This is a genomic window from Campylobacter sp. 10_1_50 (assembly GCF_000238755.1).
Classification (GTDB): Bacteria; Campylobacterota; Campylobacteria; order Campylobacterales; family Campylobacteraceae; genus Campylobacter_A; species Campylobacter_A concisus_R.
Map to the genome: position 1 here is coordinate 41,967 of NZ_JH414890.1, position 13,499 is coordinate 55,465.

The 13,499-nt window shown below is 36.1% G+C and carries 12 protein-coding genes and 2 pseudogenes; 4 read left to right on the forward strand and 10 right to left on the reverse strand.

Annotated features, from left to right (window positions below; genetic code table 11):
- Nucleotides 1-169: 169 nt before the first annotated feature.
- Complete coding sequence (locus HMPREF1019_RS09380; protein WP_009295482.1) at nucleotides 170-2,311, forward strand: site-specific integrase; 2,142 nt, start codon at nucleotides 170-172, stop codon at nucleotides 2,309-2,311.
- A 458-nt stretch (nucleotides 2,312-2,769) separates the two neighbouring features.
- Here the strand turns inward: HMPREF1019_RS09380 and HMPREF1019_RS09385 are convergent, their stop codons facing one another.
- The 7 genes and pseudogenes from HMPREF1019_RS09385 to HMPREF1019_RS09415 all read right to left on the reverse strand — a co-directional run bounded on the left by HMPREF1019_RS09385 (nucleotide 2,770) and on the right by HMPREF1019_RS09415 (nucleotide 9,114).
- Nucleotides 2,770-3,282 (reverse strand): hypothetical protein, encoded by a 513-nt coding sequence (locus tag HMPREF1019_RS09385; RefSeq protein ID WP_009295483.1) that lies wholly within the window; start codon nucleotides 3,280-3,282, stop codon nucleotides 2,770-2,772.
- Between the two features lie 123 nt (nucleotides 3,283-3,405).
- Nucleotides 3,406-4,515 carry an ABC transporter substrate-binding protein gene (locus HMPREF1019_RS09390; protein ID WP_009295484.1) on the reverse strand — a complete coding sequence of 370 codons (1,110 nt, stop codon included), beginning with the start codon at nucleotides 4,513-4,515 and terminating at the stop codon, nucleotides 3,406-3,408.
- Nucleotides 4,516-4,532: 17 nt separating this feature from the next.
- Nucleotides 4,533-5,480, reverse strand: a complete 948-nt coding sequence (locus HMPREF1019_RS09395) for an aldo/keto reductase (RefSeq protein ID WP_009295485.1) — start codon at nucleotides 5,478-5,480, stop codon at nucleotides 4,533-4,535.
- 23 nt (nucleotides 5,481-5,503) lie between these two features.
- The gene (locus HMPREF1019_RS09400; protein ID WP_009295486.1) at nucleotides 5,504-6,289 is read right to left on the reverse strand and encodes an ABC transporter ATP-binding protein; all 786 of its coding nucleotides are present in this window, start codon (nucleotides 6,287-6,289) and stop codon (nucleotides 5,504-5,506) included.
- The gene (locus HMPREF1019_RS09405) at nucleotides 6,286-7,308 is read right to left on the reverse strand and encodes a FecCD family ABC transporter permease (protein ID WP_009295487.1); all 1,023 of its coding nucleotides are present in this window, start codon (nucleotides 7,306-7,308) and stop codon (nucleotides 6,286-6,288) included. The genes HMPREF1019_RS09400 and HMPREF1019_RS09405 overlap by 4 nt, the downstream gene beginning before the upstream one ends.
- A 442-nt stretch (nucleotides 7,309-7,750) precedes the next feature.
- A pseudogene (ttdA, locus tag HMPREF1019_RS09410) lies at nucleotides 7,751-8,651 on the reverse strand (L(+)-tartrate dehydratase subunit alpha).
- The gene (locus tag HMPREF1019_RS09415; protein ID WP_009295491.1) at nucleotides 8,644-9,114 is read right to left on the reverse strand and encodes a ribosomal maturation YjgA family protein; all 471 of its coding nucleotides are present in this window, start codon (nucleotides 9,112-9,114) and stop codon (nucleotides 8,644-8,646) included. The pseudogene ttdA and the gene HMPREF1019_RS09415 overlap by 8 nt, the downstream one beginning before the upstream one ends.
- Nucleotides 9,115-9,357: 243 nt before the next feature.
- Here HMPREF1019_RS09415 and HMPREF1019_RS09420 point away from each other — a divergent pair, with 243 nt between their 5' ends.
- From HMPREF1019_RS09420 to HMPREF1019_RS09430, 3 genes are all read left to right on the forward strand, one after another.
- Entirely contained in the window at nucleotides 9,358-10,416 is a 1,059-nt protein-coding gene (locus HMPREF1019_RS09420) for a GNAT family N-acetyltransferase (protein WP_009295492.1), read from the forward strand.
- Nucleotides 10,394-10,537 carry a hypothetical protein gene (locus HMPREF1019_RS10465; RefSeq protein ID WP_009295493.1) on the forward strand — a complete coding sequence of 48 codons (144 nt, stop codon included), beginning with the start codon at nucleotides 10,394-10,396 and terminating at the stop codon, nucleotides 10,535-10,537. The genes HMPREF1019_RS09420 and HMPREF1019_RS10465 overlap by 23 nt, the downstream gene beginning before the upstream one ends.
- A gap of 475 nt (nucleotides 10,538-11,012) precedes the next feature.
- Nucleotides 11,013-11,651, forward strand: a complete 639-nt coding sequence (locus tag HMPREF1019_RS09430) for a hypothetical protein (RefSeq protein ID WP_232210196.1) — start codon at nucleotides 11,013-11,015, stop codon at nucleotides 11,649-11,651.
- Between the two features lie 641 nt (nucleotides 11,652-12,292).
- Here the strand turns inward: HMPREF1019_RS09430 and HMPREF1019_RS09750 are convergent.
- From HMPREF1019_RS09750 to HMPREF1019_RS10470, 3 genes and pseudogenes are all read right to left on the reverse strand, one after another.
- Nucleotides 12,293-12,541 (reverse strand): hypothetical protein, encoded by a 249-nt coding sequence (locus HMPREF1019_RS09750; RefSeq protein ID WP_009295498.1) that lies wholly within the window; start codon nucleotides 12,539-12,541, stop codon nucleotides 12,293-12,295.
- Nucleotides 12,542-12,545: 4 nt separating this feature from the next.
- Nucleotides 12,546-13,292, reverse strand: a complete 747-nt coding sequence (gene larB, locus HMPREF1019_RS09445) for a nickel pincer cofactor biosynthesis protein LarB (protein WP_009295499.1) — start codon at nucleotides 13,290-13,292, stop codon at nucleotides 12,546-12,548.
- A pseudogene (locus tag HMPREF1019_RS10470) lies at nucleotides 13,289-13,499 on the reverse strand (ATP-dependent sacrificial sulfur transferase LarE); the annotation flags it as partial. The gene larB and the pseudogene HMPREF1019_RS10470, both read right to left, overlap by 4 nt.

The window sequence follows — 13,499 nt, forward strand, 5'->3', positions numbered from 1 at the left end:
GATAAGTAGGACATCTATGGTGTCACGGGGGAGACTTGAACTCCCGACCTCCGGCTTATGAGGGTTTAAAAATAAACCTTGTATAAGCACCAAAAGACGGCACACAGCTAGTTTCAAACTAGATATCTGCTACATTTTGCTACAAAGTTATATTGCATAGGTAACAAAGATGCAATATCTAGTCAAACGAAATGGCACATACTACTTTAGAGTAGCCATACCACTATATCTGAGGCCCTATTTTGGTAATAAAACCGAATACATAACCTCCTTCCTCACAAAACGCTTTGATACAGCAAAAAATCGTGCTAAGATCTACTCTATAATTTTTAACGCGATCAAAAAGGCATGGAAGATGAATTTGAGCAGCGAACTTATAGAGCACTTGGTGCTTATGCTTTTAAAAGCCAAGGAGGCCAAAAGTATCAAAGAGCATGATATGCTTGGCAGATATATAAATTTAGATGGACTACTATCACTAAATTTGTTTTTAAAACAGAGTTTAAAAGAAGATAGCTTGCCCAGCGTCATATCAAAAGAGGTTGATGAGATCTGCAAAAAGCTATCTTGCACTGACTCTCACACCAAAAAGCTTCTTGGCAAAAGAGTGCTTGAGGCAACGATAGATAACATAAATCACATATCATATAAGATGTGCAAAAACCAAAAGCTACTAAATGATAAGCAACAGACATTTGTACCACTTGGTAAAAAGCACAAGAGTGTAATTTTAGATGATGGTACCAAAGACGAGATAGCAAAGGGCATTAAAGAGGCTAACATAGATAGCTATCAAGACGACATAGAGGCTTTAAAAAAGCAGGATTTGGTGCTACCTTTTACTAAAAAATCCTTAAAGCACTCTGTTTGTGAGCTAAGAGATTCTATAAATGAACTAGCTAGGCAAAAGGGAGCACTCACACAAAACGATATCTTAAGAATATTTGGTTGTGAGTTATTGCCAGATGGAGACAACGAGCTAAGTGATGATCTAAAATTTGGATATGGAAATTTAAATGATCCTACCTTTGGTGGTCAGGTAAAGCTATATAAGGCAGATAAATATGAAGATAAAGGTATAGTTTTAAGTGATATTGAGGCTAAAGATCTTGCGATAGATGATACAAGTGATGCTAGTGACATGACTTTCAATGAAGCTATAAATTTCTTTCAAAAGCTATTCTCAAATAGAGCTAAAAGCTTTAAATCACAGCTAGGCTCATCTACTAAAATCGAGAGTAAGGCTGGCGTGATCACACTAAAGAGTGCATTTGAAAACTATGTATCAAACACGAGTATTTCAAACAACTGGAGTGATAGTACATTTAGTCTTGTTAGACATGTTGGAAAGCTGATGTATATGACTTTTGGCGATGATCTAGATATCAAAAAGATAAAAAGAGATGACTTGCTAAATTTTAGAAATGTCTTGCTGCAACTACCAACCAAACTCTCTCAAAATAGTCTCTATAAAGATAAGAGCTTAGATGAGATCATAGCTTTGGCAAAAGATAGACCAAAAATTTCTAAATCAACCATCAAGAAGTATATTGTTAGATTTAGTGAGTTTTTTAAATACTGCTACGATAGCGACTATATAGATAAGAACCCAGCTATAGATCTGCAAATAAGCATAAACCAAGATGACGTTACAAATAAAAACCCTTATGAAGATAGTGATGTAAATGCACTTTTAGATATTGTTAGTAAGATTAGATCAAGTGGTGATACTAAAAGTCAAAGGATCAGCAAAGATGAGCTATTTTTCGTTACTCATATAGCAGCTTACTCTGGTATGAGACTAAATGAGATAATCCAGTTAAACACAGATGACATAGTTGAAAAACATAACATAGTATGCTTTAGTTTAAATACAAAAATAGATGTAAAAACTGGTAAGAGCAAGACTTTAAAGACCAGAAACTCTGCTAGGATTGTTCCTATCCATTCTAAGTTAAATAGCATTGGGCTGTTTGAATTTATAGAGAGTAAAAAGAAGCTAGCTAAGCAAAGTGGCAAAGCAGTTAGGCTATTTAATTGTGACAATAAAGACTTCTCTGAGTATTTTAGAAAGAAGATAAATACTAGAGTTATAAAAGATGGTGATAAGACAAAGACATTTCACTCATTTAGGCACACTTTTATAAACAAGCTCATTCAAAGTGGTCAAAGGGTTGAGCATATAGCTGCTCTTGTGGGACATGAACAACAATACAAGATCACTATGAACACTTATGGCGAACCAGTAACTCCAAAAATTCTAAAGGATCTAGTTGAAGAGGTAAAATTTGATCAAGGAGGGGAAGGGTAAGTGTAGTAAACTATTTAAAATGATGGCATTGTTGGCATAAATAGTAAAGATTGATTTATAATTTAAGGTTATTTAAGATTCTAAAATTATGTTTAATTTTATGGCTTTTTAATATTTCGCCATATGTTCTTTGATTTATCTTAAACGGATCAATAAACAACGAAAAACACAATCCATAACCGGCTCACTATTCGCATACATATGATATCATCTATCAAAAAAATATCTTCTAATTCATTTGGGCGAGGATACTTTTTGTCTGACAAGTCAGACAAAATACCTCGTTAGGGATAGTCCCTAAAACCCCATATTTATTATACAGCCTAAAAAATTACTGTATTTTGTTCCATAAGAACCAAACACTAATAACTCAAACGCATCTTTATTTTCAAAAAAATACCCTCCTTACTGGTTTGTCCAGTAAGGAGGGTACATATCAAAACCCTTCTCTTTTTCTTTTATAGAACTTTTGCGTTATATACTTCTTCGGGCTTAGCGGCCAATAGTCTTGCTGCCATATCTTTTTTCATCTGAATCAAAGTAGTCTCTTCTTCTTCACTTCTATCTTCTTTTCTTGCTAATTCAATAAATTCTTTTAGTACAAAACCTGGCTTTATGGTTATAACAACTGTTTTATCTCTATACTTGAATTTAAAATAATATCTTCCATGGGGACTTTCTAAGACTTCTTCAGCTTCTTTTAAATTAATATCAACGGAAATTCTACCATCTGTTACGCATCTTGTTACCATTTCAAAAGCATCTAGCCCTCCCGGTCCAGGAAATGCTGTAATAAGATATATCTCTCTTCTTTCTAATAATTTCCCATCATCTAAAAGTGGAAAGGCTCTACTCATGACTTGAAATGCATGAGCTACTCCCCCAGGATAACCTACACCATGATAGCTTAGTAAATTATCAAAGCTATATTCTAATTCATGTCCTTTTTCTAATACTTTTATTTTATCCATGTTTTTTCCTTTCTTGTTAAACTACTTCCTCAATATTGTAGCAACTTCATCATCTGATAATTTGTAATCATATTTCTAATACTTTTATTTTATTTATCCATGTTTCTTCCTTTCTTGTTAAAACTACTTCCTCAATATTGTAGCAACTTCATCATCTGATAATTTGTAATCATATACATATTCAAAGAAATTCTTTAACTCTACTTCCATGTCCATATCTGAAAACAATTGTGGATACTGTATTTTTGCAGCCCATTTAACTGTAAGCGGAGTTTCAACCCCAGGAGGATCCCACCTATAAACACCTATAGGAATTTTGTATACTTGTTTGTTAGCTACAGCTTTAATTGTTGACCAGTTTCTACCTTCCTGCTTATTTTCAATAAAGTCTTCCGGCATTAAGTCTGAATGATTTCCTAAATAAATGATATCAGGGTTCCATACAATCATCTGCTCCATGTCCACTTCAGCTAATTTACCCTTAAGCTCGTGGGCCGGATTATGGGCTCCACTTGGTTTCATCCAATGGTCGTATGTTTTTACAGCTATTTTCATGTCACTATAAAACTCTATAACTTTTGGTTTATCTTCATCTTTTATTTCAGCTAACTTTGATGTTACTTCATTAATTCCTTTGTCCATATATTCAACTAATAAGTCGCCACGTTCTTTCTTTTGAAGTACTTCAGATATCATTTTTATATTTTCTTTTATACTGTCAAATTCTGCCCTCTTTAAAGCTACTACCTTAAGTCCTGCAGCTTCCATTTTTTCAATTTCTTTCTCAATATTCGAATAAATAAACACTACATCCGGTTTTAGCTTCAATAACTCTTCCACGTTAACAACTGAGTCTTTTGAACACCATTTAGTATTCGCATTAGCTAGTTGTGGATACATGTTTTTTAAAACACTTTCTTCAAAAGCTTTAATAGAAGATGGGTTGCATCCTACAATTTTATCTGTCTTTCCATCAATTGCATATATTATAGACGGAAGAGGCTTGTCCACCGTTGCAATTCTTTCCGGTGTTTTTTCAAATTTAATCGTTTTTCCTCTAACATCAGTAATCGAGTATTCGCTTTCTTTTACCTTTTTAACTTCTTGCACTTGACTAGCTTCTTTTTCCTTGTTTTCACTGATTTCATTTTTATTACTTTGAGAGCTGCCGCCATAAGCATTTAAAATTAATGCTAGTACTAAAAATAATAATAAACTAATCCTTCTTTTCATTTTTCCTCCTTCGAAAATTATACACTTAGTGGATAAACTCCAAACAAATCTGCAACTTCTTCTCTTAATATATGAGGTCTTTGTCTAAGAGCTTTGCCAACTTCTATCTTTCTTTCTAAATCAACTTGATTAATTCTTTCTTTTAATTTTCCTTCTTGTTCACTCCTTTCTTTAGCAGAGTAAGGTTCTTGATATAGGGTTTTAATAGCTTCATTAATTTCATCTTTTGAATTAAAGGTTCCCAGTACAGAATCTATAAAAGGAAAGGACAGAATATATGCATATGCCGCTTGAACCAAAGTTTGGTCTTCTTTTATACGAATAGCGTTAAATATATCTTCATAAAGCAACAAGTCTCCTGTTGCCAGCGGATTCATAGCTATTGTCCCTATATCTTTTTCATGAGTCTTCATTATTCCTTTTAATCTGTATTTGGAATTAATTATATTAAAGCCCTGTAAACTATAATCAAATTTATACTCCCCAATCATCTCAATTAGTTCTTTATTTTGTAAGTGTGAAGAAAAAGTAATATGCTTAATAAGTCCTTCTTCTCTTGCTTTTTCCATCTCTCTTATAGCTCCATAGTCTTTAGCTCCTCTCCATTCTTCAAAAGATTTTACACCCCAAAGACAAGTAAAGGAGTCAATACAACTTATTCCTAAATTCTTCAAAGAATTTTCAAGATTTTTTCGAAATGTTTTAGAATCTCCGGCATGCGTCTTTGACATAATATAAAATGGTTTTTTATGCTTCTTCATTTCTTTTATGGCTGTACCTAATATAAGTTCTGAACAATTGTTTCCATAAGTATCGCCGGTTTCAAAGAAATTTATTCCTTGTTTATATGCATAGAAGAAATTTTCTGCATGTTTATCTATATCTTGGGGATTCTTTAAGTGATGACTTCCCATAGATATTCTTGAAATTTGTATGCCTGTAGATCCTAATTTTCTATATTCCATTCATTAACCTCCTTCTAACAGTTCTATATGGCTTTATAAGGTGCAACTGTTTTGTATTCAACTTCTTCTGCTTGAAAAATTAAAATTTTAGCTTTGATCTGAAAATACTTTTGTAAGTTATCTTCAGTAATGGCTTTCGAACTTTCATCAAAGGTTGTTTTGTAGTCACTACCGATAAACAAAGTTTTGTCAGATATCTGCAATGCATGACTAGGAAAATGAGTGTTTATTATGCAAGCAGATTTTTTATTTACATTTATATGTTTAATTGCCTCTATGATTCTAATTTGATTCTTCATATCCAGGTTTGACTCCGGTTCATCTAAAATAAGAAGTTTTGGATTAGAAACAAGAGCTCTCGCAATCATAACCATTTGAAGCTCTCCTCCAGATAGCTCATCACAGTATCTATTTGATAGCTTTTCAACTCCTAATTCTTTTAAAGTTTCATAAGCTTTATCATAATCTTCCTTCGTAGGGATATGGAAAAAACTGTTTTCCTTATCTAAACCCATCACAACCATTTCTAAAACCCCATAACTAAACACACTTTTCTTAACTTGAGGAACATAACTTAAGTTTTCCCATAATTCTTTTTCTGCATATTCATTTATATCTTTGCCGAACAATAAGGCTTTTCCCGTGTCCCATTTTAAAAATCCCATAAGACACCTTAAGAAAGTAGTTTTACCCACCCCATTGGGTCCAAGAATGGACATTACTTCTTCTTCTTTTAAATCAAATGAAATATCTTTTAAAATTTTTCTCTTGTCATATGAAAAAGTACCTTTTTTAACTTGGAGTATCATCTTCTTTCTCCCGAATTCTTTCTAAGTATAGTTATGAATAATGGCGCACCTATAAATGCTGTTAATATTGAAATGGGAATTTCATTGCTTGTAGCTGCTCTTGAAAGGGTATCTATCAGTAATAAATAAATTGCTCCCATAACACAACAAGTTGGAATAAGGTACCTATTATCATTTCCGATAACCATTCTCGCCAAATGGGGAATTATTAAACCTATCCATCCTATAATTCCACATACAGAAACTGTAGTTGCAGTTATCAATGTTGAGAGTAAGATAACCACAATACGTAATTTTTTTACATTAATTCCTAAAGACCTAGCCTCATCAGAATCTAGAGATAAAAGATTCAATTTCCACCTTAATAGAAAGAAGCCGAAAATACAAGGTATTATTATTATTGAACAAATAACAAGGTCTCTATAGGATACACTTGCTAAACTTCCCAGCAACCACATAGTGATAGTTGGAAGCTTATCTTCCGGATCTGCTATATATTTAATAAATGATATTGAAGCATCAAATAGTGACTTTACAATTACTCCGGATAAAACTAACACATACAAATCTGTTCGTTTTTTTACTCTGGATAGGTTTAAAACTATATAAACTGCTAAAAGCCCCAGAAGCAAAGAAACATGCTGAGTCACTATCATGTCTAGGGATAATAATATAGATAAAGCCGCCCCAAAACCTGCTCCTGAAGACACCCCTAGTATGTCCGGGCTAACTAAAGGGTTTGAAAAAACAGTTTGATATGCTGCTCCTGCCAGTGATAGCCCTGCACCTACTAAAACTCCCATAAGTATTCTAGGTAGTCTTATGTCAATTATTACACTAGTTTCATATACATCTAAGCCGCTAACATCTCCGGTTATTGTTTTGTATATAATCATAAATGCTTTATAGGGGCTAACCGGATATCTTCCTAAACAAATAAAAGTTAGTATTAAAAGCAATAGCAATACAAAGAGAACCAATATGCATAATTTTTTATTCTTAAAGAAACCTTTCCCCATTTATCCACTCTTTCTAATTAATAGTTATATTATAGCACTTGCTATATTTGAAAGTCAAGGATATTGATACGCATATTCATCTTTAAAATGATCATCATCATACTCTTCATATACATAATCATAATTTAACCTAAAATGCACATTACCAATGTACGCATCTACCATTGTTGTGTTAGCAGTCGGTTTTTTAGTGTAGGCTTCGATAGTTAGGCTTGCTGGCAAAAAAGATTCTTGGTAAGTAAATTCACTTTTGGCAATAACACATTTTTAATTTAGGTATGAACTACAAAATTCTAAAAACTTAGCTCCTAATTCATCTGCTAGCTCTCTTTGTGTGCTAGCCAAATCTACAAACTGATGTGCCTCGTGAGGTAGATCACGTCGCCGATTTTGATATCTGCTAGATCCTCGGGCGCGATCGGCGTGGTTAAAATTTTCTTACTCATAGCGCAAACTCCTTGTGCGATTTTACGTCGAAATTTAGATCTGCGTCCCAGACGATGTGCCCTTTGCGGTGCGACCAACAGCCCACATTTACGGCGACAGCTATGACGCTTGGGTGGCGGGCGCAGTTTTCGATATGTATGCCCATCACGGAGCTTGCACCACTCATGCCTTGTGGGCCCAGACCTATTTTATTTATGCCATCTTCTAGCAACTTTTCAATTAATGCGGCACGTTCGTTTGAATTTTTAGAGCCAAGCGGTCTCATCAGCGCCTTTTTAGATAGCAAGGATGCCACGTCGATCGAAGTCCCCACGCCAACGCCCACTAATAGCGGCGGACAGGCGTTTATGCCGTAGCTGGTCATTATGTCCATGACGAATTTCACGACTCCCTCGTAGCCCATGCCGGGCATCAGTACGGTTGCCTTACCTAGCAGACTACAGCCACCGCCCGCCATATAGGTGTGTATCTCGCACTCGCTGCTATTTGGCACGATCTCCCAAAATACGCTCGGCGTGCCCTTGCCGACGTTTTTGCCGGTGTTATACTCGTAAAACGTCTCGACACTGTTATGGCGAAGTGGGGGCTTCACGAGTCGCTTGCAGCACCGCCTCTCGTAGCAGCTCCTCAAGCTCGCCAATTAGCGGAAAATTTGCGCCGTAACGGACGAAAAACTGGATCACGCCCGTATCCTGACAGGACGGGCGGTTTAGCTTCTTTGCAAGACGCTGATTTTCAAACATCGTTTTGTATATCTCCTTTGCCAGCGGCTGCGTCTCGCGCTCGCTAAGCTCAAGTAGCTTTGCCGTCACGTCGTCAGGCAGTACTTTGCCAGTGTAGCCGACAAATTTCGCCATGACCTCAGTCATCTTTTGCACAGCTTTTTCTTTATCCATCGCTTCTCCTTTGTGAAATTTTACTTTCAAATTTTTCATAAGCGCCCGCCAGGGCGCAACCCGCAGCGTAGCAGAGCAGATCGGCGAAATCAAACGTTCCGCCGATCATTACTTTTAAAATTTTATTTTCTATGCCTAAAATTTGCACTGCGCCAAAATACTGCGCTAGCTCCAAAGCCGCTGCGAACGCGAAAATTTTAAGCGGCAAATTTAAAGGCGGCACGCTAAAAGCAGCCCGCGCCAAAGCGTAAAGTAAGACGACGGCCAAAACGTCGCCCGCGTAGTGGCGCACGAAGCCGCCCTTTACGCAGATCGCGATGTAAATTTCAGCCGCTAAAATCAAAACCGCCGTGGCTAAAAACGCTAGCCTAGTTCGCGTGCTTTGTCTTGTTTGCGCCTTTTGCTCGCGCTGTTTTGCGTCCCTCCGTCCAGCCTTTTGCTCGTTTAAATTTTCCTCTCGCAACGCTTTCCTTTTAAATTTAGCCTTCAAATTTAGCTGCAAAAACCACGTTTCAAATCAAAAGTGGGCCAAAACATCACATTTTTCACTTTGATTTGAAACGTAAATTTTTTAATCTTTTTATTATCGTTTTAAATTCAAAAAATACTTTTAAAGATCCTTGCCGATATTGCGGCGATGGCTTTAAAAGAATAAAATTAGATAATCTTTGATATAATTGCTTGGAAAATTTCAAGAGGTGTTAAAATGTCAAATATCCAAGAGAAATATATACGTGAAATTAACACATCTGATTCCTTTTTCGACTCTTTAAGGCAAGACTATAAAGGTTTTGATACATGGATAGCGAAAAAAGCGGACGCTGGCGAAAAAGCATATATACTCTTTGATAATACCAAGATAGTGGCTTTTTTGTATCTAAAAATAGAAAGCCCAATAGATAATACGGATATAAGTCCGGCACTTGACACAAATGTGACATGGCTAAAGATAGGAACTCTTAAAATAGATGCGCATGGGACAAAGCTTGGAGAGCGTATTATAAAGAAGATTTTTGATTTTGCCGTAGCAAACAACATTTATAATATCTATGTAACGTCTTTTGAAAAACAAGCACCTTTAATAAAATTATTAAAAAGATATGGGTTTGTCCAGCATGGCAAAAAAATCAATGAGCTAGTATTAACAAAAAATATACCAACTCATGTGCAGGCGCTAAAAAATGATATACTGCTGGACTATCCGGCTATTAATGCGACAAGCGACAAATATCTTTTAAGTATATACCCAAAATATCATACTGGTATGTTCTCGGACTCTATGCTAAACACAGAAAGCTATGACATACTAAAAGACATGTCTGAATCAAATAGTATTCATAAGGTGTATATAACGGAAATGAAAGGTGTCGAGCAACTCAAGAGAGGCGACTGCTTGCTCATTTATAGAACAAAAGATAAAAATGCCCAAAGCGCGAACTATTCATCGGTCGTAACCTCTTTGTGCGTTGTAGAAGAATATAAAGATTTATCCAGTTTTAGTGACTTGTATGATTTCATCAAGTACTGCAAGCCTCATAATATATTTACTGATGATGAATTAGAGAATATATTTATCAAAAAAAGTTACACAAAAATAATAAAAATGGCATACAATATATCATTTAAAAGACGTGTTATTTTAAAGAAGATTAGAGAAATTATAGGTCACGAAGAAGCCTACTGGGGTTTTGTGAAGCTTACAGATGAGGCTTTTTTTGCAATTTTAAAAGAAGGTTTAGTAAATGACAGCATTATTATCCATTAAGCCGGAATTCGCTGAGGCTATTTTTGATGGTACGAAAAAATTTGAGTTTAGAAAGGTAAAATTTAAAAAAACGTTAATAAGATTAAAGTATATGCCACAAAGCCAGTTGGAAAAATTATAGGAGAATTTATAGTTGATAATATTTTGGAGGCAAGCCCAGAAGAACTATGGAGTAAAACAAGTATGGATGCCGGTATAGATAAAGAAAGATATCTAAAATACTTTAATGGCAAGAGTACCGGTTTTGCCATTAAGATTAAATCCGCAAATAAATATAAAGAGGCAATTTGTCCTTATTTGCAATACCCAAATTTTGTGGCACCACAATCGTTTATGTATATTGGATAAAAAACTATGAATAAAAAAACTCAATCGCATGGCCTATAGCAATTTGTGCAGATTCTGATATTGCAGACAAAATAGAAGCTATACTTCACATCAACCTGTTTTTGCCAAACAATAACGAAAACTCATATATTGAAATTGGGGTATTGGTATCCAGGAAAGAATACAATAACATTAGTAGAAACTTTAACATAAATATCACACTCCCTTTTAAAATATACAAAACTGATTTTATAGACATCAAGGATCGCTTGTGTGATGGTAAAACCATAAACATGATATTTAACGAAGAAACACATCTGGATAAAAATAAATCAAGTTTTAGATTAAAAGAGTATGACCTTGGTAATATTGAGCTCTGTAATACCACCATCAACAATGATACAAGTATTACAATGAGCGTAAAGGAACAACAAAAAAATAGTTATTTCAGATTTAGAGTTACAAATATTAAGGATAAAATATCTGACACAATGCTCTCAGATACTATGGCTAACCCTTTTATTAAAGCTATAAAAATCACCGGCATATCTATAAATTTGGATAGACGCTTTACAAAGCAAATAGATAATAAAATAAAATTTAAGGAAATTAATACATTTATTATACTAGATTCTACTACGGAACTACTAGAAAAAAATAAGTCAATAAAAAGTTTTAGGGTTTTGGAGGATGATTTGTGGCGTGAATATATAGGTTATGATACCGATTTAAATATGACGGTCTATCAGTTTAAGGAGAGTAATCTTAGTGGTGGGTGCATAGAATCGTATCAACTCTTTTTAAAAAGCCTTCATCATAAAAGTTCAAAATTTGAAAAATACAAATTCCTGTTATTCGTGGTGTTAGTAGCCATAGCGTCTAATTTTATTTATGGCCTTATAAAGTGATTTTTTAAATGATATTCTATGACCCCTCAATTGTCTTAACATCAAATCACATTTGGCCTATAAAGGCAGAGATACAGAATAAATATACATTATATAACTATATCAAAGATGCAAAAACATACTACCCCAATTTTGATATTTGGTATTTTACAAATGTGCTGCCGTCATTAAAAGACGGAACAAAAAAAATTATAACTTCCTGCGATGATAATAATCTAAGGGGTCTTGCTATACTAAAATATAACGAAAAAAATTATGCCACTTATCTGTTATGCCCCCTTATAAAAATAAAGGATACGGAATAAAACTTTTTAAACAAAGCTTTATGGAATTAGAAACAGAAAAACCATTTCTCACGGTGTCGGAAGAAAAATTAGTAGAGTTTAAGCGCATATTTGAATATTTTAGATTCGAACTTACTGATGTTATAGATGGCTACTATAGAAAAGGTAAGAAAGAATATTTTTATAATCAGATATAATCCTACCCCTCAAACTCCAGATCAATCATATAGCTTGTAGTGTTTAGATTATGCGATACGCTTTTAATACTAAATTTTACATTTTCAAGTCTGGTTACGCCGGTTATTTTTAGTTTTACGCCGGCCCTTAGCTCTCTACCAGTGGCGGTAAGCTAGCCGTTTATTCCGCCGCGTTGTAGTTCGTTTGGCTTGGCTTCGCCCTTTTTAAGGCTTCATTGTCTGATTTTGGCTTGGGGATATTTAGCTTATAGGTTTGCTCTCCGCCGCCAATCTTCGCTTGTTTATCTTTACCGTCTTTGCTATTGTGCCACTGCGCTATTACGGCTTGGTAGCTGTTGCGGTTTGCTTCTGTGATCGATAGGCTCTCGCACTCGAATTTAACCGTTAAATTTGACCAGCGCACGGACATAAATTTAGAGATGATTTATCAGGCTCGCGTTATACGCGGCGCCGAAACCGTTGTCGATATTTACGACGCTGACGCCGTTTGCGCAGCTGTTTAGCATCGCTAGCAGAGCCGCCAGCCCGCCGAAACTCGCTCCGTATCCCACGCTGGTGGGTACCGCGATCACCGGCACGCTAACAAGACCTGCCAGCACGCTAGCTAGCGCGCCTTCCATGCCCGCCACCGCGATCACGACCTTTGCGCCGCGTATTTGCTCTAAATTTGCGATCAGCCTATGCAGCCCGGCCACGCCCGCGTCGCTAAATTTGCGCGCGTCGTTGCCTAAAAATCGCGCCATCTCGTACGCCTCCTCCACGACCGCGCCGTCTGCGGTGCCGGCAGATACTATCGCGATGTAGCTTTTTGTGAGTAGTTGCTCTTGAAATTTAACGCTGATCACACTTCCGCGAGCATTAAAATTTGCCTGCGGAAAGATTTCGCGCAGCCGCTCAAAAACCCGCTCGTTCGTGCGCGTGATTAGGATATTTTGCCCTCTCGCGCCGATCGCCTCTGCGATACGCAAAATTTCATCATCCGTCTTGCCCGCGCCGTAGATCACCTCGCCCGCGCCGTTTCGCAAAGCGCGCTGAGTGTCGATCTTAGCGCATCCGATGTCGTTAAATGGGTAGTTTTTTAGATACTTTAGCGCATCTTGCTCACTCATCTTGCCGTTTTTTATACCAGCGATAAATTCTAAAATTTCAGTCTCGCTCATACCAAAACATCCTCTCTAAGCCCCTTTAGATCAAGCGTTACCTCTGCCACGCCAAGTGCAACTAGCTCTTTAACGATAGACTTAAATTTCACGTCGCTCAAAAAGGTTTGCATGCTAGAAAATGGCATTTGCAGCTTCATTTTTCTATCATCAAGCCTTGCGCGCACATTTGCGTAGCCGCTTTTTATCAGTAAATTTTCAGCCGCT

Excerpts from the sequence above, each read along its gene's own strand:
- larB (WP_009295499.1), bottom strand. The coding sequence starts at position 13,292 with ATGAGCGAGACTGAAATTTTAGAATTTATCGCTGGTATAAAAAACGGC.
- HMPREF1019_RS10465 (WP_009295493.1), top strand. The coding sequence starts at position 10,394 with ATGACAGCATTATTATCCATTAAGCCGGAATTCGCTGAGGCTATTTTT.
- HMPREF1019_RS09385 (WP_009295483.1), bottom strand. The coding sequence starts at position 3,282 with ATGGATAAAATAAAAGTATTAGAAAAAGGACATGAATTAGAATATAGC.
- HMPREF1019_RS09400 (WP_009295486.1), bottom strand. The coding sequence starts at position 6,289 with ATGATACTCCAAGTTAAAAAAGGTACTTTTTCATATGACAAGAGAAAA.
- HMPREF1019_RS09420 (WP_009295492.1), top strand. The coding sequence starts at position 9,358 with ATGTCAAATATCCAAGAGAAATATATACGTGAAATTAACACATCTGAT.
- HMPREF1019_RS09750 (WP_009295498.1), bottom strand. The coding sequence starts at position 12,541 with ATGTCCGTGCGCTGGTCAAATTTAACGGTTAAATTCGAGTGCGAGAGC.
- HMPREF1019_RS09395 (WP_009295485.1), bottom strand. The coding sequence starts at position 5,480 with ATGGAATATAGAAAATTAGGATCTACAGGCATACAAATTTCAAGAATA.
- HMPREF1019_RS09380 (WP_009295482.1), top strand. The coding sequence starts at position 170 with ATGCAATATCTAGTCAAACGAAATGGCACATACTACTTTAGAGTAGCC.
- HMPREF1019_RS09390 (WP_009295484.1), bottom strand. The coding sequence starts at position 4,515 with ATGAAAAGAAGGATTAGTTTATTATTATTTTTAGTACTAGCATTAATT.
- HMPREF1019_RS09405 (WP_009295487.1), bottom strand. The coding sequence starts at position 7,308 with ATGGGGAAAGGTTTCTTTAAGAATAAAAAATTATGCATATTGGTTCTC.